This is a genomic window from Bradyrhizobium sp. WSM4874, assembly GCF_055811835.1.
Genome location: NZ_JBVVPR010000024.1, coordinates 93,176 through 117,013, shown reverse-complemented (window position 1 = coordinate 117,013; position 23,838 = coordinate 93,176). Strand labels below are relative to the sequence as shown.

At 60.7% G+C, this 23,838-nt stretch carries 18 protein-coding genes; 8 read left to right on the top strand and 10 right to left on the bottom strand.

From position 1 onward, the window contains the following. Positions 1 to 1,247 precede the first annotated feature (1,247 nt). A complete protein-coding gene (locus AC0L3P_RS23970) occupies positions 1,248 to 2,399 on the top strand; it encodes a helix-turn-helix transcriptional regulator (protein WP_473305558.1) in 1,152 nt (383 codons plus the stop codon). 385 nt (positions 2,400 to 2,784) lie between these two features. Next, positions 2,785 to 3,399: a LabA-like NYN domain-containing protein gene (locus tag AC0L3P_RS23965; protein WP_275170291.1), complete on the top strand. Its 615-nt coding sequence runs from the start codon at positions 2,785 to 2,787 to the stop codon at positions 3,397 to 3,399. A 209-nt stretch (positions 3,400 to 3,608) separates the two neighbouring features. On the opposite strand, the gene AC0L3P_RS23960 is transcribed toward AC0L3P_RS23965, so the two are convergent. The 5 genes from AC0L3P_RS23960 to AC0L3P_RS23940 form a co-directional block, all read right to left on the bottom strand. Then, positions 3,609 to 4,658 carry an HD-GYP domain-containing protein gene (locus AC0L3P_RS23960; RefSeq protein WP_247457016.1) on the bottom strand — a complete coding sequence of 350 codons (1,050 nt, stop codon included), beginning with the start codon at positions 4,656 to 4,658 and terminating at the stop codon, positions 3,609 to 3,611. A gap of 89 nt (positions 4,659 to 4,747) precedes the next feature. After that, positions 4,748 to 5,071, bottom strand: a complete 324-nt coding sequence (locus AC0L3P_RS23955) for a PilZ domain-containing protein (protein ID WP_247457014.1) — start codon at positions 5,069 to 5,071, stop codon at positions 4,748 to 4,750. Further along, positions 5,068 to 6,144, bottom strand: coding sequence for a DUF2336 domain-containing protein (locus tag AC0L3P_RS23950; protein WP_275170290.1), 1,077 nt, complete (start codon positions 6,142 to 6,144; stop codon positions 5,068 to 5,070). The genes AC0L3P_RS23955 and AC0L3P_RS23950 overlap by 4 nt, the downstream gene beginning before the upstream one ends. 1,448 nt (positions 6,145 to 7,592) lie before the next feature. Then, positions 7,593 to 8,417 (bottom strand): papain-like cysteine protease family protein, encoded by an 825-nt coding sequence (locus AC0L3P_RS23945; protein WP_275170289.1) that lies wholly within the window; start codon positions 8,415 to 8,417, stop codon positions 7,593 to 7,595. A gap of 649 nt (positions 8,418 to 9,066) precedes the next feature. Then, the gene (locus tag AC0L3P_RS23940) at positions 9,067 to 9,702 is read right to left on the bottom strand and encodes a LysR substrate-binding domain-containing protein (protein ID WP_473305550.1); all 636 of its coding nucleotides are present in this window, start codon (positions 9,700 to 9,702) and stop codon (positions 9,067 to 9,069) included. Between the two features lie 113 nt (positions 9,703 to 9,815). On the opposite strand from AC0L3P_RS23940, the gene AC0L3P_RS23935 reads away from it, so the two are divergent. Beyond that, the gene (locus tag AC0L3P_RS23935; RefSeq protein ID WP_275170288.1) at positions 9,816 to 10,397 is read left to right on the top strand and encodes an EAL domain-containing protein; all 582 of its coding nucleotides are present in this window, start codon (positions 9,816 to 9,818) and stop codon (positions 10,395 to 10,397) included. 307 nt (positions 10,398 to 10,704) lie between these two features. Here AC0L3P_RS23935 and AC0L3P_RS23930 read toward each other — a convergent pair whose 3' ends face one another. Both AC0L3P_RS23930 and AC0L3P_RS23925 read right to left on the bottom strand, forming a co-directional pair. Then, the gene (locus tag AC0L3P_RS23930) at positions 10,705 to 12,084 is read right to left on the bottom strand and encodes an OmpA family protein (protein WP_275170287.1); all 1,380 of its coding nucleotides are present in this window, start codon (positions 12,082 to 12,084) and stop codon (positions 10,705 to 10,707) included. 329 nt (positions 12,085 to 12,413) lie between these two features. Continuing rightward, positions 12,414 to 13,163, bottom strand: coding sequence for a hypothetical protein (locus AC0L3P_RS23925; protein ID WP_473305545.1), 750 nt, complete (start codon positions 13,161 to 13,163; stop codon positions 12,414 to 12,416). Positions 13,164 to 13,592: 429 nt separating this feature from the next. Between AC0L3P_RS23925 and AC0L3P_RS23920 the strand changes: the two genes are divergently transcribed. From AC0L3P_RS23920 to AC0L3P_RS23910, 3 genes are all read left to right on the top strand, one after another. Then, entirely contained in the window at positions 13,593 to 15,509 is a 1,917-nt protein-coding gene (locus AC0L3P_RS23920; protein WP_275170285.1) for a caspase family protein, read from the top strand. A 38-nt stretch (positions 15,510 to 15,547) separates the two neighbouring features. Next, positions 15,548 to 16,576, top strand: a complete 1,029-nt coding sequence (locus AC0L3P_RS23915; RefSeq protein ID WP_275170284.1) for a hypothetical protein — start codon at positions 15,548 to 15,550, stop codon at positions 16,574 to 16,576. Positions 16,577 to 16,874: 298 nt separating this feature from the next. Beyond that, on the top strand, positions 16,875 to 17,846 hold the full coding sequence (locus tag AC0L3P_RS23910) for a hypothetical protein (RefSeq protein ID WP_473305542.1): 972 nt from the start codon (positions 16,875 to 16,877) through the stop codon (positions 17,844 to 17,846). Positions 17,847 to 17,865: 19 nt separating this feature from the next. Here the strand turns inward: AC0L3P_RS23910 and AC0L3P_RS23905 are convergent, their stop codons facing one another. From AC0L3P_RS23905 to AC0L3P_RS23895, 3 genes are all read right to left on the bottom strand, one after another. Then, complete coding sequence (locus AC0L3P_RS23905; RefSeq protein WP_275170282.1) at positions 17,866 to 18,333, bottom strand: DUF4384 domain-containing protein; 468 nt, start codon at positions 18,331 to 18,333, stop codon at positions 17,866 to 17,868. Between the two features lie 211 nt (positions 18,334 to 18,544). Further along, a complete protein-coding gene (locus AC0L3P_RS23900; protein WP_473305540.1) occupies positions 18,545 to 20,308 on the bottom strand; it encodes a caspase family protein in 1,764 nt (587 codons plus the stop codon). A 138-nt stretch (positions 20,309 to 20,446) separates the two neighbouring features. Then, complete coding sequence (locus AC0L3P_RS23895) at positions 20,447 to 22,213, bottom strand: NHL repeat-containing protein (RefSeq protein ID WP_275170280.1); 1,767 nt, start codon at positions 22,211 to 22,213, stop codon at positions 20,447 to 20,449. A 158-nt stretch (positions 22,214 to 22,371) separates the two neighbouring features. Here AC0L3P_RS23895 and AC0L3P_RS23890 point away from each other — a divergent pair, with 158 nt between their 5' ends. Next, the gene (locus AC0L3P_RS23890) at positions 22,372 to 22,653 is read left to right on the top strand and encodes a hypothetical protein (RefSeq protein WP_275170279.1); all 282 of its coding nucleotides are present in this window, start codon (positions 22,372 to 22,374) and stop codon (positions 22,651 to 22,653) included. A gap of 51 nt (positions 22,654 to 22,704) precedes the next feature. Then, positions 22,705 to 23,733 (top strand): DUF4424 domain-containing protein, encoded by a 1,029-nt coding sequence (locus AC0L3P_RS23885; protein ID WP_275170278.1) that lies wholly within the window; start codon positions 22,705 to 22,707, stop codon positions 23,731 to 23,733. Positions 23,734 to 23,838: the final 105 nt, after the last annotated feature.

Sequence of the window (23,838 nt, the reverse complement as noted above, 5' to 3'; positions counted from 1 at the left end):
CCAAAACTTGAAGGGCATCGGCCAGAAAATGGAAATACATCGGATCACAATTTCTCCCGCGCAGAAATGAACGACCGCGCGCGTCCTGCGCAGCGGCGGACCGATTCTCGCCGCGGATAAGCGGCGGCGCTGCTGCGTTGGTCTCCTGTATATTCCCGGCGGACGACGCTGACAGGCATCAGCGTGCCTGCGTTCCCAGGCCGCACGATCGTTCGGGTATCCTTTGTTTTTGAAGAAATTGGCCGGAGACCGATCGACCTACCACGAAGGCGCCCCAAGCACATTGCGGAAGCCAAAGGCACCGCATCCCACGGATGCCACCTTACCGGGATTGGCGCCTCCCAAATTAGAGCCCCCGGGCAAGAGCTTAGCCGACTACGTCTGTAGCGGCTGAGGATTTTGACAAGCTGGGACGTCTCCAACGAAACTCTCCGCATCGCAAGACGAGGTCGGCCCGCTCGAGTGCTTTCGACAACGCCTCACGCGACCGACAGCAACCCAAACCGCGAATTCGCGAAAACCGATCAGTCAGTGGTTTGGTTCTTCGTCTTCTCACCGATCTTCGTGCTGCTCTACGCGACAGTCGAGAAAATGCACGTTAGATAACGCGCTCGGCGGCCGCGCGTCGATCTCGAGGCGTACCGTCCTTAGTCGTATGTATCGCTTGAAGATGCCCTGCCCTAAACCTGAAGCCCGCTCACACTCGAAAGCCGATCCCTGAGTGCATTCCGCTGGGCAGCTCGTGCCAGGCCACCCTTCAAGCAATGGAGGATTGCTTTTTCTCGTGTCGCGCTAACGTGCGAAAGTGTACTAACTAGGTCTGCCGGCGCGCAAAGCTTCTTTGACTGCTTTCTGGTAGGGCGAGGAAGTCAATAGCTGAAACAGCGCTCGTGCCGCCCTATATCTCGCCTCGGCCCGACTGCGCTCTCGGCCTTCTACTAAGCATTCGCCCGAGCTTGTGAGAATGAACCAGCCCCAACGTCGCCCCCTGCGCTGAACATCGATGTCAAAGGTTGGCAGATCACCGGTTCTATTCCGACAGAAGTTGCGTTCGTAGCTGTTCATGAATGCGGGCTCAGCGAAAATCGTGAACAGCGGAGCGGCCCGCATTGCCCAAGAGGGCGGTCGCTACGAGCCCCTGTAGGACCGTGGCCAACTTCCATGATGGTCATTTTGCTCTCGCCTTGCCGAAGTCGGTCTCGCCGACCTACCCCAACCCCTTGATAAGGCGAATGTCCTGAGGCAGCATGGCCCAATTGGGCTACGCCTTTAGAGGTGCGGCGGCACATTCGACGACGTCGGAATGGTGGATGGAACCCTTTGATCTGCAGCGACTTAGCCGCCTGTTGGCCGCCGCCGCGATCGATCCCTCTCTCTGGACAGAGGCATTGCAGACGGCCGCGGAATGCACCGGGTCGTATGGCGCGGTCCTGTTACCAGTTGTCGGAGCATTGCCTATCGTTGCTGCTACGCCTTCCATGGATCGCAGCGCAAATGTTTACGTCAGTGACGGATGGCAAAGCCGCGACGAGCGCTACCGCGGGAAGGCCGCCTTCTTGGCCAATGGAGTGGCGACAGACGACGACTGCATGCCATTAGACGCACGCAAGCGTTCGCCTTTTTATCGAGAGTTCCTTCGGAACTGTAATCTCAGCGGTTGGGCAGGCGTCCGGATCGGCCGGGGAGATCTAGTTTGGAATTTGAGCCTACAAAGGACGCCAGAACAAGGTTCTTATTCCGCGAGAGAGTTGCGAGCTCTTTCCGAGTTGTCCAACAGTTTGGATTCGGTCGTTCAGACTTGCGCAGCGCTCGGCCTGGCAAAAGGGGAATCAGCACTAAGTGCCTTCGATTTCTCCGAGCGCGCGGCACTTCTGCTTGACCGGTCGGGCCACGTGGTTCGCGTCAATCCGGCGGCGGAGCGACTAATGGGAGCGGATCTGCAGATTTCGGCAGGACGCATTCGCTGCCAAGATCCGAAATCAAATGAACTCCTGCAGAACGCGATTAGAGCTCTGTTCTGGAGCCTCGAAGCCTCCACTATCGCGCCCATAGTTCTGCAAAAACTTTCAGGTGGCCGACTGGTCATGTACCCGATGCGGCTTACTGGTCTAACTGACTCTCCCCTTTCCCTATTCCACGCAATACTAGTTATCTCCGACACCGACCTGATGCAGTCAGCGGGCATGATGACTCTGCGGGAGGCTTTCGAACTGACGGCCGCAGAATCCCGGCTCGCAGTGGCTCTTGCGAGCGGCAAGAATTTAGAAGATTTTGCGGCAGAGCGAGGACTTTCCAAGCAGACCCTGCGCAATCAACTGAAGTCTGTTTTTATGAAGACGGGGACAAACCGCCAGGCTCAGTTGGTGATGATGCTGTCGAACCTCGTCCCGAAGAAGTGATGACTCCAGCTTGGCGACGCCATCTATCACACTGCCAAACCGGTAAGAACGATTCACGCTAATGTCTTCGAGCCATTGCGCCGCAAGCCGGTCACGCTCACTTCGGTCAATTACGAGATTCCGCATTCATCCGAGAGGATGCTACATGCGGCCGCGCGCCCCTAGTATTGCCCGACGACGTGGCAAAACACGGTGCGGGCAAAAGCGCAAATATGACCGCCTGCAACCTGAAGTACAAAGGCAGGATCGAGAATCCCCTTTTCAACCGCCTAGCGCGCATCAGCCATGGCAACTATGCTACAACAACTGTCCGCCTTTCATCTTCAGTCTTCAGCGAAGCATTCCTTCTCTCATTTCCTGATGAAGTACCTCCGCGAAAGCAAAAATGACCTCCACCATCAACAAGATCGTGCTCTTCATCGATGGAGCCAATCTCTACGCGACGGCGAAAACTCTGGGCTTCGACATCGATTACAAGCGCCTGCTGAAGGAGTTTCAGAGCCGCGGGACGCTGCTTAGGGCGTTCTACTACACCGCGATCATCGAGGATCAGGAGTACTCCTCGATCCGGCCGCTGATCGACTGGCTCGACTACAACGGCTACACCGTGGTCACCAAGGCGACCAAGGAGTTCATCGACGCCTCCGGCCGCCGCAAGGTCAAGGGCAACATGGACATCGAGCTCGCCGTGAACGCGATGGAGCTCGCCGAGCACATCGATCAGATGGTGCTGTTCTCGGGTGACGGCGACTTCCGCTCCCTGGTCGAAGCCGTTCAGCGCCGCGGCGTGCGGGTCACCGTGATTTCCACAATCGCAAGCCAGCCGCCGATGATCGCCGACGAGCTGCGCCGCCAGGCCGACGTCTTCACCGACCTCGTCGAGCTGCAGTCCAAGCTCGGCCGCGACCCGTCCGAACGCCCCGCCCCGCGTGATCGTGAACCGCGTAACCACATGCCGAAGTTCTTGCAGCAGCCGAAAGGCAATGACCCATTGGTGTAGCGACTTTCATGCTGGGACTGCTGCCGACGTGTTCGCATACCAGTTATTATGGAAGAATTCGGCCGAAGTCGTTGATGTGCTTAGCGGACTTATCAAAATTCAGGGCGGAAGTCAGCAATGGGCCAGAAGCGGAAGCGCATGGAAGGGAGACCGCGTTCTATCACACCGTCGGTGGAGAGTTGTAATTCCTTCATAGGGTCCACCAGAATTCATCTGGTAAGCGCGACAGGCTTAAAGGAGGCGACTAGCACCCTGTCCAGCTTTCCTCTCATGCCGCAGAGAATCTCGTAAGCCGCCGCGCGGGGCATTGTCGGCTTGTACGGCCGGTGCTCGATCAACGCCGCAAAGATATCCGCAATTGTTAGAACGCGCACAATATCGGTGATGTTCTCGGCGCAGAGGCCATCAGGATAGCCGCTGCCATCGAGATATTCGTGATGGTGCCGGACCGCATCGAGGACTTCGGGTGAGATGTCCAAGTGCCCTTGCAGCACATCGTAACCCGCCGCCGGGTGGGTTGCGACCAACGCTCGCTCGTCCTCGTCGAGGCGCCCTGGCTTGTCCAGGATAGCCAAGGGCACCCTGGCCTTTCCTATGTCGTGGAACATGGCAGCAGTGGAGAGCCGTTCAAGGTCACTTTTGCGGAACCCCAGACTGACGCCGAAATCGACGGCGACGCCGGTCACGAGCAGGCAGTGCTGGAACGTTCCCTCGTGATGGCGCCGCACCGTGGCCAGCCATTCGGTCAACCCATGCTCGGAAATCCGGTTGGTGATCTTGCGGCCCGCCTCCTTGGGACCGGCGATGTCGACCCGCTCCCCGAGGGTGATCGAGGTGAACATCGATGCAATGGCGGTTGCTGCGGCGTCGACCGCATTGTCAGGCTGCGAGATGCCGCTCGTCGGCCCAGTTCCGTGGCCGACGGGATCGGCCAAAGCGGCCAGGAGCTTGGCCGCATCGATCTTCCCAGGCAACACCGACGTTGCGCCGAGCGCATAAGCTTGCGAGATGCAAACGTGGGAGATTTGCTCGACGAGGAAGATCCGCTTCTTTGCTTTGGCCAACCGCGCAGCTCTCTTTTTCAGTGCGGCGATGTTGTCGAGCGCTCGCAGGTCGACACGGACGACGACCGCAGCACCATCGTGCGGAAGCTTTGCTTCTACATCGAGCCGCTCGCCGGCAACGGTGAACTGTTCTCCAAAAAGCGAGCAGAGCCCGAAGAGCTTCTCGGAGGTGTCGGCCAATACGTGCACGAGCATGACTGGTGCCTTCGTTCGTCGGGTGCCGGGCTGAATGGGCCTCGTCGGTGGTGCAAGTTCATTGGCTCATTTCGATGAGACTGTTTGGCTCAACTTGGTTTGTGCGCGCCCCTGTCGCTCGCTGTCGTTGGGGCCTTCTTGCCATTTGCTTGGATAAAGTGGACGCCAGCCGTGGTTCCGTCGATCCAGACCAGCTCGCAGCGTCGATAGGCCAGGCCCGTCGACGACAGCAGCATGAAGAACTCCTTGGCCGAGAGAACATCGAGCGTCCCTTCGACTTCGATCTTGGCGCCGGTGTTCGAGATATCGAGCAAGACGCAGCTTCGCCGCCAGGTGCCGTCGGAGCCCATCAGGTTCACGGGCTGTCTGTTGTCCATGCGCACCCGAGACGCCTTGCGACCGTCGAATTTCATTGTGTTCCTGCCGATGTTGCAGTGTGGCGGTGGGCGCGCGCGGAGATTTCTCCCCAACGAACGGACCATTGGCTAGTCGAGAGATGAAGCGTTTCAAACAGCTCCTGCGCTCGCACGCGTTCGCCTGGTGAAAGCCCCGCGCCGCGAGTGTTGAGGACCGCCAGCGTGGTCTGCCAATTCAAGCGCGATGCCCGGCACGCCATAACCGGGCCTTCGTAACCGGACTCTGCCATAACCTGATCGATGGCCTCAATCGGTGCACCCGACAGCACCGACAACGCTGTGAACAGGTTGGCTATCTCACGCCGGATCGCGAACCGATTGACAGTCGAGTCGCTCAGCTTTCCGCTCCGATTGAGCGATATGATCCCCGGCATCGCGGCGGCGTACTCAGTGTCGGAAGGTCGCTTCGCTGTCGCTAATACTTGAGAGGACACGCTCCCGTTCGAGGCCTGAATCGCCGGTCCTGGAGATGTTGACAGCAGCTCCCGAACCACCATGTCCGGGGTGTCTGGCCTCAGCGTCAGCGCTTTCGTGATCTCGTCGTCCTTTAAAGCCCTACGGATCAAGTGGTCATAGGCCGCGCCTGAGAATTCAGCGCCCGGATTGCCGATGAGGGCCAGACAAGTCTTGCGGCTGCCGCGTTGCAATATTGCCTCAGTCACTGGGCTTTCGATCCTGCGCCGACGCGCGATGGCGAGAAGGTGAGCCTCGCTGCCGGACGTCGCGATCGCCACGAGATCAACCGGCGATAGGGCGGGAGATTTGACAAGGATCGGGACTGCGATTGCCGGATCGCCGCACGAGGCGAGACGCCTCAGGGTTTTCATCGGAGCAATAGGCAGCTCAGCAAGCGTCGTGCTGAGCTCGGCCAGCGTCCCCGGCGCAATTCGACAGGCCAAACGAATTAGGACGTCGTCAAGCAGGCCGACATGCGGCTCTTGCAATCGGTTATTACCGTCAACGAGCAGCTCGGTAGCGCGCCAGAGCATGCGCGCACAGCGTTCGGATGAGCTCTTCGCGACGGTGGCGTCCAAATCTGTAATGAGATCGGCCGCAGAAATTGCCCTCATTGGCTGGCCCGCGAAATTGATTTTAGTATCGTCACGTCAAATCAAACGTATTACGCGCTGAAGTTGTTAAGATTCCTTTATATAGCCAAACCGTGACATACGAGAGGCTGCTCTAATCCAACTGAACAGCGCTTCCTGGCGTATTAAAGTACCTGCTTGATCACGTCACGACACCGTGGTCGGACGAGAAGATTTTTACGAGATCGTCAGCCTTAGTCTTGGAGTTTTCAGTAAGTAGCTTGCGCAGCGCCTCGATCTTTGCATCGTCCAAGGATCTGTTAGAGGCGAGGTCCGCGAGGAACGCCTTTGCAATTGTCTGCTGTAACGTTGTCATAAAACCAAACCTTTGATGCAACGCAATCAAGAGTATATGAAAGAGATGTTAGCACGCTAAAGGGGATTAACTCCATAACGAGCTACTACGCAAGGCTTGCGTTCTTGGATTTTCGGCGAACGTTTAGCATGTGACCGTCAGCTTTTACATGAGGTAACAACTGATCAGGTTTTGTCAGGAAGCCTATCAGTGCAACCGTCGTCCCCTCAGCAGCAATCGCCAATCTAAGCCAGCTTCCGTCATCCGTTGCCGCAAACAGAAACTTTCAGAAGGCGCGGAGTCTCCGGCTACCGGCGTCCGCGAAACGGCGATACCGCAGCGAGCCGAGAAGTCTTCAGTTGCTGTTGCTTGAGCGAGAGAGATCCAAACCGCTTTCCTTCCAAGCGCTTGGTCTGCCGAAAAAATGCCGTACTAGACCGATTCGCAGGGTACTAAGATTCGGAGAAAATTCGGTTCTCCGAGCCAATTGAACGCCCTGTTTGATCGGAAAAGTGTTCTCTGGCGACAAAAAGGCTGGAAAACGGCCGGCCTTTTGGCCTTGTCTCCGCGTAGAAGTACGCAATGGCCTTGGTTGGCTGGCGGAGAGAGTGGGACTCTCATCCGCTATGCCGCAGATACGCTAAAAGCGCCGAAAAACAAGGATTCCGAAGAGGCCCGGCCGAATTTTGTGACCACCGCTGTGTACCACAGCGCCTCCCGATTCGGCCGTCAATCTCGGACGATTTCGAGACCGATTAGGACTGTCCGATTCCACCAAGGCAGCAGAGCGGAATGGCGAAGGACTCCGAAACGAGCCCACGAGCAGGGCCTTAGGCCAGGGGAAGCGGGACGCCCGTTAGCCGCCCTTGCTCGATACGAACCCTTTCGCGGCGAATGGTGGAAAGCGCTTGACCGAGGAAAAGCCGCGCCCTCGACCAGCGCGGCTTTTTGCTGTCGGGCCCTGTCACCAGCGGTGATGGTCCCAGCGGTGCCGCACGACCGGATATGATCCGCGGTACCGGCCGCATTTTCAAGATCAAGGCATGCTTTCGAGGGAGTGAAGGATGGCCGCGGCGGCGGCTGTGATTGCATTTACGCGCATCGCTGACACCGGGGACAGACTTCCGGCACCGCCTCACTTCCCGAACCGTGTCGCCACAAGCGGTGAGTACAGGTTCGAATTCGCGTTCATCCGCTCGCACTCGCGCGACGCGTTCCAGAACGTTTCCACGCACGGCTTCGTAGTGCCGGCGGCCTGCCTCCAAGTGATCGCGAGCGTACTCGGATCAGTGAAAACCCACCTGCCAGTGTTGTGCGGCTTGGCGGGGGGGCCGGGCGAGGACGGCGCCGTCTTACTCGACATCGCGATACTGTCGTTGCCGAGGTAATAGTACCATGTGCTGCCGTCCCACACACGCCACCAGCCCGTCGGCCATCCATCTTTTTTTGTCACTCCGTCTGATGCGAGAACGAGTTCTTTCTGGTATCGAGCCCACTGGTTGAGCTGCGGGTCGCGCACCAGCATTCCACCCTTGAAGGCGCCTCCACCCGTGCGATAAATATTGAACCTGTTCACCGGCATCGTTTGATTGGGTCCAACGGCGGGATCATGGTGGTACAAGTCCACCCCGAGGACGGCAACGACCAGCGATACGTGTAGACCTCCGTCCCAGCTAACCATGATTGGCCCGAGCGCGGTCAGCGCTAGGTCGATATCTTTCGCTGTGGAAGTCGGAACGTCCTTGTGAAGAAAGCTTAAACCCTCGTTTCTCATAAATTTGTTATACGCGTCCCCTCCCAGTCGTTGATGAGTGCCGTCTTCGTTCTCGAGTTCCGGCAACTGCAGCGGACTGGCATAGCCGCCCCCGTAGTATAAGCGCAGCATGCGTGCACATGCCCACCAGCAACCTGTGGGATCATTGGCTTGGCTTACAAAAGGCACGGGCCGCGGCAAGGGCATGATCGACCTCTCACTTTTTCAATGCGCACCCTACGCAGTTAGAACAGGCGCGCCAATGGCTCGCCACCGCCATTGCTGCGGCGCGGTATCGCCACCAACCACCCCACCGCGCGGTCCCCGACCACTGGCAACTTAGCGGAGCGCGCGAGTTCCCACTTTCGGTAATCGCGCCCGTTGACCGTGAGAATCGTCCAGAGGACGCGCTTAATACTGGCGCCTCGGAAGATGCTGGAGAAAACCTTGAGCGAGGCGGCTTTGGCGTCCTGAGCGCCGCATCGGGCGAGGAGGGGATCAGGCTGCTCGGCGCGACACTCCTGACGCGCGCTTTGGTGACCGACATCAATCTCGCGCCAGGAGCTCGCCCTGGCGCGGCAGCACGATCCCTGCTGCGCAATCCTCTACGTGACTGGAGATAGCGCTCACAGGTGGGCGGCGAACGGAGTGCCGCGCAGCGTGATGCAGTCCAAACCATTCGCGCCGGCCCAACTGGTCGAGGCGGTAACCTCCTCAATCATTCAGGGCCCCCTAGCTGACAGGGTCGAGCCGTCAGTCCGCCCATCCGGGCTGCGGCCCAGCGAGCGCGTCTCGATACTAGTTGAACCGGTCCGAGGCTCGCACAGGTTCGAGAAGGATTGCCGCGCGCGTCTGTCTAGTTCGGCGGCGGCGGTGCGGCGTTGATCGTCTGGGTCCGCGACTGCCGCCCATGCACTCCACGAGGTAGGCCACGAATACCCGGACGCGAGCAGGCATGTTCGCTCCCCCGAACGAACACGGCCTGGAAGATCTCCTTGTCCCCGGGATTGAACGGTTCGAGAAGCGGGACCAGGCGCCGTTGCGCGATCGCGTCTCCGAGGCTGAAATTGCCCACCCGCGCGATGCCCACGCCGTCGAGCGCCAGCTGGCCCAGCGTCTCGCCACTGTTCGCCTCGATGGCGCCTCGCACCTTCAGGGCGAAGTCGACTCCGTCCCGGCGGAACGGCCAGACCGGCTCTGCGCGGCGAAAACTGAAGTTCAGGCAGTTGTGGTTGTGGAGGTCTTCCGGGATCTCGGGTACGCCCCAGCGCGCCAAGTAGTCCGGCGAGGCGACGATGGTCCGGCCGTTCTCGCTGAGGCGACGCGCAGTGAGCGCGCTGTCGCTCAGCGGACCGCCGCGCACCGCCACATCCGCCTGCCCCGCCGCGACGTCGACGATCGCGTCGCTGAGATCGATGTCGACCACGATGTTCGGATAGCGACGCACGAAATCGCCAAGCAAGGGGACAATGCAAAGAAGCCCGTGGGACACCGCAGCGCTGACTCGGACGCGGCGGCGCAGCGAACCTTGGTCGGAGATCGCCTGCTGGGCGAGATCGGCGAGAATTCGGCGGGCCGCGCTGAGATAGGTGCGGCCTTCTCTCTATGGCCGTCAATCTCTCGCCGAAGCAGTTCACCGACAATGAGCTGCTGGGATTTCTCGACGCAGTCCTACGTGAAACAGGCTTAGCTCCCGAGCTGCTGCAGCTTGAGGTGACCGAAAGCATGGTGATGCAGAACTTCATGCAGGCGACTGCGGTCATGCAGGCCATCAGTCGTCGCGGTGTTCGCCTCGCTATTGACGACTTCGGGACGGGCTATTCGTCTCTCTCGTTGGTGAGAAGTTTCCCGATTGACACGATAAAGATCGACCTTGGCTTCGTTGGCGGAATCGGTGAAAGCGCTCAAGATCGCGCTATCTCCGCAGCCATCATCACGCTCGGACGGGCGCTGGGTTTGACCGTAGTTGCCAAAGGGGTGGAGACCGCGGAACAAGACGCTATTCTAAAGGATTTCGACTGTCATGAATTTCAAGGCTTCCTGTTCAGTCGCCCGGTTTCGGCCGAGGAAATTTCGCGGTTGCTGGGGGCCAGCGACAGCCTCACGGAACACGTAACATCTCCCTTCCTCGTCCCGGCAGGCGAGAAAGAAGATGCATTGTGTCTGGCCTACCGGCGTTTGGGATAAGTTCCAGTGACGAAGTTCGCTGATCGCCCTTTGGCTTCGCTCGATGGCGTCAGGCGGGTCGGCCGCGATGCCCTGTCCCGTGCACCCACGATGTGGCGCTGTTAATCGCTTCCAGATGACAGTTCTCAAGATGCTGGTGAGCTATCCGGAAAGGGGTTGGCCTGCGAGTCACACGCTGGCTCGTCCCGGCGTTCGCGGGCCCACATTTAAGGTTTTGATTCGCTCGATTGAACGTGGCGGAGAGAGTGGGACTTCTCTCCACGATTTCGAACTCCGATCTACGATTAACAGTCCGCGCATCAGCGCGTCAGCTGTTCACGATGTGAAGCTCGACCCGCCGGTTCTTGGCTCGGCCCGGCTCATCCGTGTTCGGCGAAAGGGGCTGGGTCTTGCCGAAACCCTGCGTCCGGATCTTGGCGCGCTCGAGATATTTGCGCGTGACGAACCAATCGGCGGCCGCCTTGGCGCGCGCTTCCGACAGGCGCTGATTGTAGTCTGCCGAGCCTGTCGCGTCGGTGTGCCCGTTGATGAGGACATATCTCAGGCGCGGGCCGATTCTCGCCTTGATGTCCGCTGCGGCCTTCTCCAGCGCCGCGTTGGCCTCCGGCTTGATGTTCGATTTGTCGGTATCGAACAAGACGTCGCCGCTGATCCTGATCAGCGAGTCATCATTGGCGGTGACTCGCACGGGGCCGGGATCCGACGTGATGATGTCCAAGCCGTTATCGATCCAGCGGCCGGGCCCTGGATCTGTCATGACCACCCGCCACTTGGCCTTTTCTGTGATCGGCTCGGGCTTGTCGAGCAGCTTGTCCAGCAGCGTGTAAAGGGCCCACAGCCAGGGCCTCGCGTTCTCGCCCGAGAATGCCTGGCCGGCGCCCATGATGTTGCCCGCGAGTGCCGCGTTGGTTGAGCCATAGCAGACCAGCGCGTTCGTGCCGCCCGCGAGCGGGCTTCCCGCGGGCAGATACCGGTCGACATTTGCCGTGTTGAGATTCGCGGCGAGCTGGCAGATCGGCGCCTTCGTCAGCACACCGATGTGGTCGAGCCCGATGGCATGGCCGATCTCGTGAGCAATCACGGGGTGGCTTGCCGGCATGCCGGGGGCGTGGCCGAGAGGGAACGCCCATGGGGTCGCGTCGAACGAGTCGTAAAGAAACGCGTGGGAGCGAAATACCCCGGGATCGGGCACCCTGCCGGTTGCGGTGATAAAGGCGGCGTTGAGGTTGGTGACCTCGATGGTCCTGTGGGCACCGCTTGCGGGCGAGAAGTCGACCTCTAGTGCACACAGCAGGTTCGGCCGAAAGATCTTGTTCGGAAACTTGTTGAAGAACGGATCCTTTTGGTAGACCTCGTCGAGCCCCGAAAAGGCGGGCGGCGGAACGAGCCAGAACCTGTTATTCCATAGGTTGACCTGCGTCGACGCGCTGTTGACGAACGCAGACCACTGGGCGTCGGTCCACGGCGTCGTGAGGAACGGCTTGTTGTCGGCGTCCAGCTGGACCGGCAGAAATCCCCTCGCCTGTTTGAGGCTGATCTTGAGCTTAATCGTGAGCTTGACGTGTTTGAAGCCGCCAGTCGCCTGGTAGAGGAAGGTGTCGAACGCGGCCGGAACGCTGCCGCCGGTCCTGGAATTTGAGCTGAATGCCGCGCCGACGAGCGGGACAGGTTTGTAGGACGGTGCCATGGGCTCCTCCAACAGAGGTTTCGACCGCAGGATGCGCCTCTTGGTCGCGGCGAAGCGCGACGGCGTTCAATGGACCCGGCGCGGATCTCCAGGCTCGCGGCTGCGATCGCGATGCGATTCGGCGCTCCGGCGAATGCGCAATCCGCGGCCGAACGACAAAGGTCGAAAACAACCCCATGCATAGTAGATGGCGGCTGCGGGTGCGAGGTGCGCTGCAGCCGGAGAACTATCTGAAGCCTCGGGTGAAATTTCGAAAGCGGGTTACGCTGGGCAGGGGTGGCTCAGACTAGACACCGGAGCGCGTTGCGCGGCGAGCCGCCCGGTTCCGGTCACAATTTCGGAGGTCGGCAGAGATAGGTGCTCACCGCAACGTCGGTGATCCGGGTGGCCTTTGGCGCGCTCTCGATCATGTGTTTGAACAGAAACCAAGCCCGTTTTCCGAATGCGGCTGCCCGCTTATCTAATTTAGACAGCGATGACGCTGCGCGGATCAATCGCATGGTGGAGCTTCGGACGCGGGTTAGCCGCCAAATCTCTTGACAAGCTTTGACCCCTTCCGTGCCGATCTGCTGGCTGGTCAAATCGCTGCCTGCACTCAACCCAGGCACCATGAGGTTCTTGACGCGCTGCGCCGCCTGCTTCTCGTTGGAATAATCGATCTCGACATGATCGAGCTCCATCAGATGCCCAAGCTCGTGTGCCCAGGCGCGTCCATTGGCGTGGTCATTGCCATACCACTGGACGAAGCTCGTCGGCTCGGGAGCGCCGTTCGGAAACGAGCCCCCGCCGGCGTTCAGATTTGGAATAGAATTGACGAGGTAGATGTGGACCGCATTGTCGGGGTCATGCCGGGACGCCAGAACACCCAGCAGGACCTCGTCGCTGCTGCGCCGGCTCTTTGCCATGTCCAGCGGCCTTTCCATCACGGAATCACTGATCACGAATGCGATCTTGGCCTTCGACCAGATCGTATTGACGACATCAACCGCCTTCTTGGCGGTGTCGCAATCCCATTGCGCAGGCTCGAGAACGCCTCTATCGGCAAACGGCGTGATATAAACTCTCAGCGGAACGGACATGCGCAAGGCTGCCAAATATTTCAGGGGCCAAAGCTGGCCAAGAGCTTTCGCTAAAGCTATCGATCCGCAGGTCTAACACCGGATTTCACTTCCGCTTGATGTGCCGCCAGCGGAACGCCGATTCTAGGCAAGCCTAGCCCCTTGTACGCTTCAACGAAGCCATCGCACAAGACCAAAAAGTCGTTAAATATCAGCACGTTAAATTACAGCACGCCCCCTATACGCGCCAACCGTGCCCAACGTGCCCGGCACGACAATCGTCTCAGGCCTTTGAACGCATTCACTGAAATGCGCGACAAATTTAGGAATGGATCGGGCTCGAGACTACTCCTAAACGGAGACAAGCGGCCGCCGAGAGCTCATTTTTAAGCATTCTGCGCGGCCACCTCCGTTGACGCTCCCCACTCGGCTGATACTGGACGTTGCGCCATGAGCTTCTGTACGCAAATCAGATTATTCGCCCTTGTCCTCGGCGCCTTGCTGGTCCTGACTGCTGAGCCGGCTTCCGCGACGAAGCGTGTGGCCTTGGTGGTCGGCAATTCCACCTATCAAAACGCACCCCTGCTTCCCAACCCGGCCAACGACGCCGCCGCCATCGCAGCGACGTTGAAAGGCGCAGGGTTTGACGTAGTCGACTCGAGGCTCAATCTCACCGCGACGGACATGAAGCGAGCCCTGAGGGATTTTGCTGATCAAGCACGCGACGCCGACATTGCTCTCGTCTACTACGCAGGCCATGGGATCGAGATCGATGGCACAAACTATCTGATCCCGACCGATGCAAGGCTTGAACGCGATACGGACATTTATGACGAGGCTTTCTCGCTGGACCGTGTGCTGCTGGCGATCGAGCCTGCGAAGCAGCTACGGGTCGTGATCGTCGATGCTTGCCGCAACAATCCTTTTGCCGACACCATGAAGCGAACTGTCGCCTCACGATCGATCAGTCGCGGGCTTGCGAGGGTCGAGCCCACCGTGTCCAATACGCTGATCGCCTTCGCCGCAAAGGCCGGATTGACGGCGCTCGACGGCAATAGCAAGAACAGCCCGTACGCGGCGGCTCTGGTCAAATACATCGCAAAGCCCGGCCTCGATCTGCGCAGGGTCTTCGGCTTTGTCCGCGACGATGTCCTGCAAGCCACAGGAAACCGGCAGGAGCCCTACGTCTACGGCTCGTTGGGAGGCGAGGACGTTGCTCTCGTGCCTAGCGCCAAGAAAGAGGAACCGAAGCCCGCGGCGCAGAATCCCCAGTCCGAGGTCCGCCGTGACTACGAACTGGCGTTGCAACTCAACAACAAGGCCGCCTTGGGCGTATTCCTGAGCCAGCATCCCGAAGGATATTACGCCAGTCTGGCAAAGCTTCAGCTCAACCAGATCGAGGCGGAGGACGCACGGATTGAGGCAACCGAGAAAGCGCGCCAGGCCGAACAGCAGCGCGTTCGGCTGGCTTCCGAAGGCGCCCAGAGCACCGACCAGGAAAGGGCGGCCGCAGACTTGAAGGCCGCGGAGAACGCCCGCATTGCCGCCGAAACGACAAAGCAGGTGGCCCAGCAGCAAGCGACTGATGCCGAGCGGAAGCGGGCCGCCTCCGAGGCATCGATCATCGCTGCACTCAGCCCGAGGTCCGCGACCAAGAATTCCGCCGCAGTTGGTTCGCCTCCGGCGGCTAAGTCCGTCCAGAGCGACGCGATCGCTGCCTTGAGCGACGGGCCGCACCAAGTCGATCTCGCTAGGACCGATGTCCCTCAAGCCGAACTGGCCAAGTCGTTACAGAGCGAATTGAGCCGCGTCGGGTGCTTCACGGGTGCCGTCGATGGCGAATGGAATGCGGCTTCCCAGCGATCGCTGAAGCTCTTCAATCGCCAAGCGGGGACCAAATTCGACACCAAGCTCGCCAGCGTCGATGCGCTCGATGCGATCAAGCTCCGGTCGTCGCGGATCTGTCCGATGATCTGCGACCACGGCTACCGAGCCGACGGCGACCAGTGCAGCAAGATCACTTGCGCCGAGGGCTCGTTCCTCAACGACGACAACGAGTGCGAGAAGCAGCGCGCCGCCAAGCCCGCCAAGCCAGCGACCGCCAAGCCTGCGACCGCAAAGCGTGACGACGGCGACGAGCGTCCCGCACGGCAGCGTCGTCAAGCCGGCGGAGAGGCTGCCGGAGCGGCCGGCGGCTTTGGTGGCGCTGCGGGCATTGCTGCTGCGGCTGGCGCCAGCCGCCGCTCGAGTGGCGGACAGCTATTCTGCAACAACAGCGGCTGTCGCGCGGTCAACCGCGGCTGCCATCTCGAATATCGCGGCGGCGGCGGCCCCGGCAACGATGCCAATGCCGAGGTCTGCAACTAGCGCGCCGCAGAAGAGGTGCCCGAAGCGGAGCGATGTGAGTGACAACGTGTGAACTGGAGCAGAAGGATATCGGCACCTTTCCAGGTGTGACCCTCTTCACCAAACGGCAGGCGCCCGGCATGAGGCCGACGGCGGTCTATCTCCCGCCGAAGCACCTCACGAGCGCCACCAAATTCGACGTCGTGCTCTGGCTGCATGGATTCTATGTCAGGGATCATGAATACCTGTTCCGCAATGATCCCGCGCGCTTGCGCGAACAGGTCCGGGATTCCGGCAGGGACGTTGTGCTTATCGCGCCATTTCTGGGCTACGAATATGCCGTCGGCGACAGCTTTGCCGGCAACTACAGCGTCAAGGATCTGGCCTCCGCCAAATGGGGCGAACGCTACCTCGACGAAATACTGGGGGCTCTTGCCAAGTGGCTGGCTCCTGCTCTCGGAACCGGTCCCGGCTTCGGGACCAAGCTTGGCTCGGAGAGCGTACCCCAACTCCGGATCGGTAAGCTCATCATCGCTTGCCATTCTGGCGGGGGGAACGGCATGCGCAATCTGGTCGGAAGCCTCGGAAAATATCAGCCCAACCTGTCGGCTTGCTGGGGATTTGACTGCCTCTATGGCGCGATGGCACATCCCGATGATGCGATTTTCTGGTACCAATGGTTGTCCGCGCAGAGCACCTGCGCACTCGAGGTCGTCTACGGTCCGTCGACGCTTTCGCAATCGGTGAAGCTGGACTTGCTCGGACGCGGACTAGCAACGCCCGATGGCGATCGTGCTCCATCGCCGCGCCCTGCCCTCAAGAACCTCAATGTGAGCGTAGGTCACTATGACGCATTTCCAGCCTTCGGGCAGATGGTCAGGGTCAATGATCTGGATCCAGCTTACGTGGACCGCTTCATGATTCCGCAGGTCGCCGACCAAGTTCCCCTCGGCCACAAGCCCGCGTCGCATCACGGTGAATTCCTCAAAACGGCGATTTCAAACGTTCGCGACGCTTTTCCTTTTCCGAAAGACATTCATTACATGATCGCCAGGAGCGGTTTCTACGGCCGGTTGAGCAAGCTGTAGACTTTGCGGGAACGGCTGCGGCATCGCGGACTAGCCGGCCAACCGGCCACCTGCTAGCTTCCGCCGTGGCCACGCGAGGAGACCTTCGCAGATGACGGGCAGCCCCTTCGACCCGAACACCGCACCGATGGCCGGCAACATGGGGCAGGACCGCGCCGCGATGCGGGCGGACATGAACAAGGTCGCGCTGAAGCTGCACGAAGCCGGCATTCAGCTCTACGGCTTCTATAAAATCCACAACCTTGTGCCGTACTGGAATCCGCTTGGCTTTGACTTCATGTGCGACAACTGGCGGCAATTGCTCGCTGCCGCCGGCAAGGCGCCGCGGCTCGGTTCTGACCAGATCGACATGCCGGGTTATGACCCGTGGCTGAAGGCAGGCGTCAAGAGCGTCGGCTTCACGCAAACCGGAAAAGCTCCTCACGTGCATCTCGACATTGCGATCGACCGGCCCGGGCTGTGCCGGATCTACATTCTGGAGAAAGATGATGAGCGGCGTCTCGACGCGCTGCGACGGGCCCGGGTCGTTACGGCGAGAGACACCGAAGTGTTCAGAAATATCTACCGGCGGGTGGAGGGTCTTGGTGTCGATCTCGACGAGCACATCGGTTCGCACCTGGAGGCAGGACGGCTCGTGCTCGACGGCATCAATTTCGTCGCCAAGGATCACAACCGGCTTCTCGACGTGCTGACGAATCTGAAATATCCCGCCGGCAACAGTGTTTTTTTTCGTGGAGAACGATCCGGCCGCGGTCATTTCGCCGGCAATGCCTCGTTCCTGGCAACCGAGGGCATCGGCTTTCGGCAAATCTGGCAGACATTTCCGGAAGAAAGACCGGTTGCGACGACCGACCCGCGAACCGGGCCGGCGATTGATCCCAAGGCTTCGGCTCGGTTCGGCGATTCGAAGATCCTGCCCGATCTCACCTCGGTGCACTGTGCCGTCGCGAAGCGGATCTGCAACTTTCACATCGACGAGATGGGCTTTGTGGTCAGGGACAGCAAAGGTACCATCATCGTCGACCCGGACGCGTTGCGGCATATTTTTGTCGAACTGCTCTGGAAAACCGACTTGCAGGGCAAGCTGCCCTTCTGGGCGCTCGACAACGTGAATTTCATGATCCCGAGTTCGCCAACCGATTTCTCCCGCGTCGGAGTCAACGTCGACCTCGCGAAGTTCGGGCGTGTCAACATCGCGCTCAACGGCAGCTGCTCGGTTGACGGCAAGATGGAAACATCCGGCACGCTCACGCTTGGTTTCAAGTTCTGAGCCAGTCGAAGGCCCGGGCTTACTTGATGGAATAAAACTTGACGTCCAGCGACCAATTGTTCGACAGCAGTCTTCCGTTGGCGCTGTCCGGCACACGCAACTCGCTGGTCCAGGCCGCCAGGTAGCTCAACGCGTCGGCCTGGCTCTGCAGCTTGCGCGGGAGATCCGGCAAATCGAGCAATTGCACACGCCGCTCGCTGAGGATCGCAACCATGATTGCCGAGCCGGTCGGGGGGGCAACGACATACTCGAAGCCCCGTTGCCGCGCTGTCGGCGTCGGCACGATGAACTGGACGCCGGGCTTGACAAGATTGATGTCGCGTTCGTCCGACTGCTCCACCAACTCGGGAGTCGGAAAGATCTGGGACATGCGTCCTTCCGCATCCACATCGACCAGAATGAGATAGCCCTTTTTCCTGGAAGTTACGCCGAACGATACCTTGCCGCCGACCTCGACCGTCGGACCCGGCAGGATCTCGAGGGACACGTTCGCGGAATTGCTCTGCACCGCACTGGTCTGTCCGCGCGTGACCTGGATGCGCCAAAGCGATGAAGCGATCGCCGGGCTTGCATGCGGGGATTCCGGGGGCAATGGCGCTGAGTGCGCGGGCCCGCCCGTCAACAGGAGCAGCAACGCGAGGTATATTCGCTCGCGGCGGATCGGCTCCGATCGCAACATGGCTCCCCCGGTCAGACTGTCAGGGAGCACTGAAGAAGCCGACCGAGGCGATCCGCGCGTCCGCTGGCAGGTAACGCTCGAGACTCTTGATCAGTTGCCCCGATGCACGACGCCGATTCAGCTGGATCAGGACGGTCTCAAGGTCGGACATGCGCTGCTGCGAGGTCACCGCGACAATCTGCTCGGCGCCAAAAGGCTCGCCCACCCTGAGCGGCAGCCGCAAGCTCGGCGATTTGGCCAACGGCGCATCCGTACCCACGGGATACAACATCTGGATGGTTCCATCGCCTGACACATTGAACAGCAACAGCGCCCTCGCCGCGACGTCGGACAGTTCAACTTCGATGGTCTGGCCGGCGCGCTGCTGTCGATCGTCCGGCCAAATACGCATCGTCTGGGGTGAACGAGTCGCCATTCGCTTGAGCTCGCGGATGGCCGCGGTGCGATCCACGACCGTCGGCAAATTGGCCACCTCCATCCCGTAAGCGACCACATCGCCCCAGGCGATCACGTCATGAGACACGGGGTCCCAGATCAAGTCGGGATTGTCCATCGGCTGAACCGCCTGCACGGTGACATCCTTGGTGCTCACGCCCGAGAAATAGCTCATCTTGCCGTCGAGCGCCGCCAGGCGGATTGGCGTTGAAAGACGGATGGGCGCCGGTGCGGTGCCGGCGAGCGCGGTGCCGGTCGGAACTGGATTGCTGGGAGCTGAATTGGGCGCGGCGGCAAGGGTTGGCACCGTCGGAGTCTTCGTCGTGGCAACCGGTGCGGGGGGCGCCTTCCCGTCGGCGGGAACCGTTGCCTGAGCAGTGGCGGTTCTCGGAGCCGGCCCTTGAATGAGCACCACCCCGCGCGTCAGTTCGAACGCGACGTCCGTCTCCGGCGTCTGGGCGGGTGACGATATTGTCACGATGTTCTGGCGCTGGTCTGAAAGCTGATAGACGACCTGGCGAACGTTGGCGAAGAGCTCCTTGAGTGTCACCTTGCCATCGTGATTGATGTCCGCGCTGCCCTCTACGGCCCGCGCCACCGCGTAGCTGAGAGCCCCGCGCAGGCCATCGATCCCGGGGATTCGCACTTCCGGGGCCTTGGTATTGCGATCAACGGCGGCCAGGAACGCGGTGTGATCGAGATCGAGCTCGGACTTCGGATCGTTGCTGTCCGACACCGGTTTTAATTCATCGACCAGCAGCGTGTAGCGAGGCACCTGGCGAAAGCTCATCTCCTCAGCCCGTGGATCGATATCGCGCACCATTCCGCCGCCGTGGCAGGTGTCCGCGACGAAAATCACCTTCGCACCGCGCAGTTCGAACTGCCGGATGAAGTGGTTGAACTCGCTCCCCAGAATACGTTCGACCGATCCAGTCGGCGTGGTTTCGAAGCCTGGCAGCAGGAACACGTTCTCCATGCCGTCCGGCTCCGAGCCCTTGATGCGCTCCGGCTCCTGCGTGCCGTGACCAGCGATCGACAGAAAGACGAGATCGTTGTTCCTTGTCCGCTCCACCATCGCGCTGATTTCGCGCAGCACGCTCGCCCTGTCCGCTTGAGCATTGGTCAGCTCGACGATGTCGCCAACCCCCATCGTCTTTAGGCTGGAGACGATATCGGCGGCGTCGGCGACCGCCCCCTTCAGCTTGCGGACGTGTTGATAATCATCAATGCCGATCACGAGCCCACGCACGGCACCGCCATCCGGATTGCCGATCGAAAGCGCTTCCGCCGCCCGAGCATGCTGCAGCGGCAGGCCGACCATCGCGGCGAGCGCGATGGCGACGCACAAGCGGCCGAACCTGTGGTCAAATCCTCTGGAGCTTCGCATCCCTGATCCACCTCGATGTCATGCAGGCCGCCCCGGAACCAGACTGTCGGATCGAGGCGGTAGTTCATAGTCATCTGTAGCGCCGAGGACACCGGGGGTTCAGCGCTTCTTGGTCGCCGGCTTGTTGGTCGCGGCTTTGGCAGCCGTCGATTTGCGTCCCATCGGCGCATCGTCCTCTTGATAGGCGTCCGCCGAGACCGTCGCGTGGTCATCCGCGAAGGCACGGAAACGGACCGGATTGTAGCCACGTGCCAGCAGGCTCGCCAACGGATAGACGTTGCGGCAGACGCGTCCATTGCATCCACCGGTCGAGGATTCCATCACCTCCGCCTTGCGATCGGGCGTGAACCGCAGGAATAACATCACATGGGAGCCCGGCTTGTTGAGCGCATCGCCAGGCTTGAGGTCCCAGGGATTCGACACGGGCGTCGCGATCGCCGGGATGGCGGCGGTCGTGTAGTGGACCGAGAGTCCCCAGGCGGCGCTGACGAACGCCGAACAGTCAACGCCCGCCGCGTCCGGCCGCGGCGCGTTCCGGGTGCAGACGTTGCCTGCCAGCGTCCCGCTCTCGATCCGCTGCCGGAAGTTTGCAAGCGAACCGTGGCAGCCCCAGCAATAGGGTACGCCGCGCACCTCCTGGTTCACCTTGCCCTGTAGATACCACGGCCGGCGAATGCGGTTGAAGCCGCTGCACTGGTTATCCGGATCGTTGCCATAGTTCGCCTGCGTCAGCTTCCACTGCACGCCTTCGAATGCGAACGCGGTCTCGATCGCCTGCTGACGATTGGACGGCCGGACCGCGGCAGGCGCGCTGAACTTGACGTCGTGGCCGGGCCGGCCCTCGGGGCCCAGGGCCGGCTTCGCTGAGGTCCGCGACGGCCGCACGTCGATGACCGACACGTTGCCCAGCGGTTTGAAGCCAACGCCAACCACTTCGACACCGTCTGGCTTGGTTCGCAGGAAATAGACATCGCCATCACCCGAGACGGTGACGAACCGCCTTGTCAGCGGGGTGTTCTCGAGTGGCAGTTCGTAGATTCCTTCGAGACGACCGTTCGCGGCATAGCGTGCGACGAAGGTCGAGGCGTTCTTCCCCGACGGCGGGATGTCCTCGGCCAGCACATAGAAGCGGTCGCTGTTGTCAATCTCGAGAAATTCGACCGTGCCGAGCTGGTCGCGCACGCGCAGACCGAGCGCGCCAATGCTCTCGTTCGTGACCATGGTCTGGATCTCGATCCGTACGCTGGAATTGCCCTTGTCCGGGAGGATGTCGGCGATCACCGAGCCCTTGCTGCGGGACGCGATGTATTGCCGATCGGGCTGCCGCCCCTGCCCGATGACGGCCGCGCGCGTGTTCTGGTCGAGTAGGTCGGTTGCGCTGCCTGGCGGCTGCGATCCCATCTGGGCGAAGGCGGAGGCGGCGACCTGATCGTCCACTCCGCGGCTTGAGACCTCCTCGAGCTGGATCTCGTCGCCGAGCCCACGCGTGGACTGGTGAGCCGCTGCCTTCAACGTGCGCACGCCGCCGTCCCAAACCATGATGTCGTCGTTGTGAACGACAAGGTCGGTCGGCTGGACATCCTTCGGCATCTTCAGGACGTCCGGGGCGGAGTTCGGTTGTTTGGGATCGAACTCGAGAATGCGGCCGTTGATCTGGTCGAGCACGAACAGGTTGCCCTGCCCGTCGGCGCTGAGCGCTTGGGGGCCCCCCAGTTCCACGTCCTCGCTGGCGGGAACGATGCCTACCATCGAGGGCGCCGAACCGCCGGCGAAGCTGCGCACGACCGTATCCTCGGCGTGCGCCACGGCGGCGAAAATGCCGGCACCGGCGATGAAGACCCAAGTCCAGCAAAATCGACGAAACATATTCGCCTCAGTGTACCCCGAACCGATCGTCGCGCCGGACCGACTAATCCGAGATGCCGTGAATGCGGCGCGTCAATTAGTGGTGACCAATCTCGATCCCGTTCAATTCTATCACTGGACGGTGATAGTCCGAATTCTTCAGCTTGCGGTGCAAATCCATGACAAGGAATAGATTTGAACAGGTCAACGAAGTCCAGCCCGACGCCATCACGCTGGTCCTGAAAGGCGACAATGACAGCGCCACTGGATCGGTCGTGATGCCGGCCGCTGCAAGCGGCGGGCGGCTGTCAAATGACCAGGTCAGCGCCCCGTTGCCTGCCCAGGATGCCTTTCGCGGCGCGATCCGGCTTGCCAATGACGTCAAGCTCGCGATCGTGGTGTGGGATCCGGACGGCGTCTGGAAGTCCGAATGGGGCGAGCTTTACCAGGCCCTCGACTAATCCATTGCCGGGCGGAACCGGCAGACGTTGCCACGCCATATGGAGACTAGCATGGTGAATGAACCACCGCCCCGGCCTTCGTTCCGGCCGCTGGCCCTGATGGCCGCGTTGATGGTTGCAACCGCTTGGCCGGCACGGGCCAACGACTCGGCTGCCGAATTGTCGATTGGCGGGCTGCAGTTCGTTCGCACCAACGATGTGGCCATGGAGAGCGAGGATCTGCGTATCGCTCTCGACAAGGTCAGCGTTCGGTATCAGTTCGCCAACATCACCAATAAGCCGGTTACGCTGACTGTGGCCTTTCCGCTGCCCGACATCGACCTGTCGGAAGCCGACAATATTGCTCTGCCGTCGAACGACCCGGTGAACTTCGTCGACTTCGAGACCAAGGTCGACGGCAGCCCGGCGCCGCTGACCATCGATCAGCGCGCCATGATCGGCGACAAGGATGTCAGCGCGCAGCTCCGCCAGTTCAAGCTGCCGCTGCTGCCCATCGGCAGCCGGGAGATCCGGGTAGCCGACCTGCCCGCAACAATCCGGACGCGGCTGGTGGACGATGGGCTCTTGATGCCTGCCGGCATGAGCGACAACGGTCGGCAGCAATATGCACCCGGCTGGGTCACCAGGACCTCCGCCGTGCGTCAGCAGGTGTTCCCGCCCGCGCGCACCGTCGTCGTTGAACATCAGTACCGGCCGAGCGTCGGCTCCAGCGCAGACACTATCCTGCGCGCGAGCCTGCGCCGCAGCAGCGCGCTTAGCCCGGAGGTCGCGCGTTATCGGAAGGAATATTGCGTCACGGATGCATTCCTCGCCGAGCTTGATAAGCGCGCAGGCGACGGCCAGGCCAATAGCGCGAAGCTGCAGGAGCGGCGCATATCATACGTGCTGAAGACCGGCGCCAACTGGGCAGGTCCGATCCGATCGTTCAAGCTGACCATCGAAGCCGGCGGCAGCGACCGCCTGGTCAGCTTCTGTCAAGGTCGGCTCAAGGCATCGTCTGCGGGGGGCACGCCTGAATATACGGCAGGCGACTTCAAACCGGATACCGACCTGAAGATCCTGGTGATCGGAAAATTCTAATCCGCGATCATATTGGGACGAACTGCCATCGCGCTTTAGCTTGTCGATTGAGCATGATCCCAGCGGAAAACTGCTTCAAACTTTTCCCGGATCATGCTCTGGGCG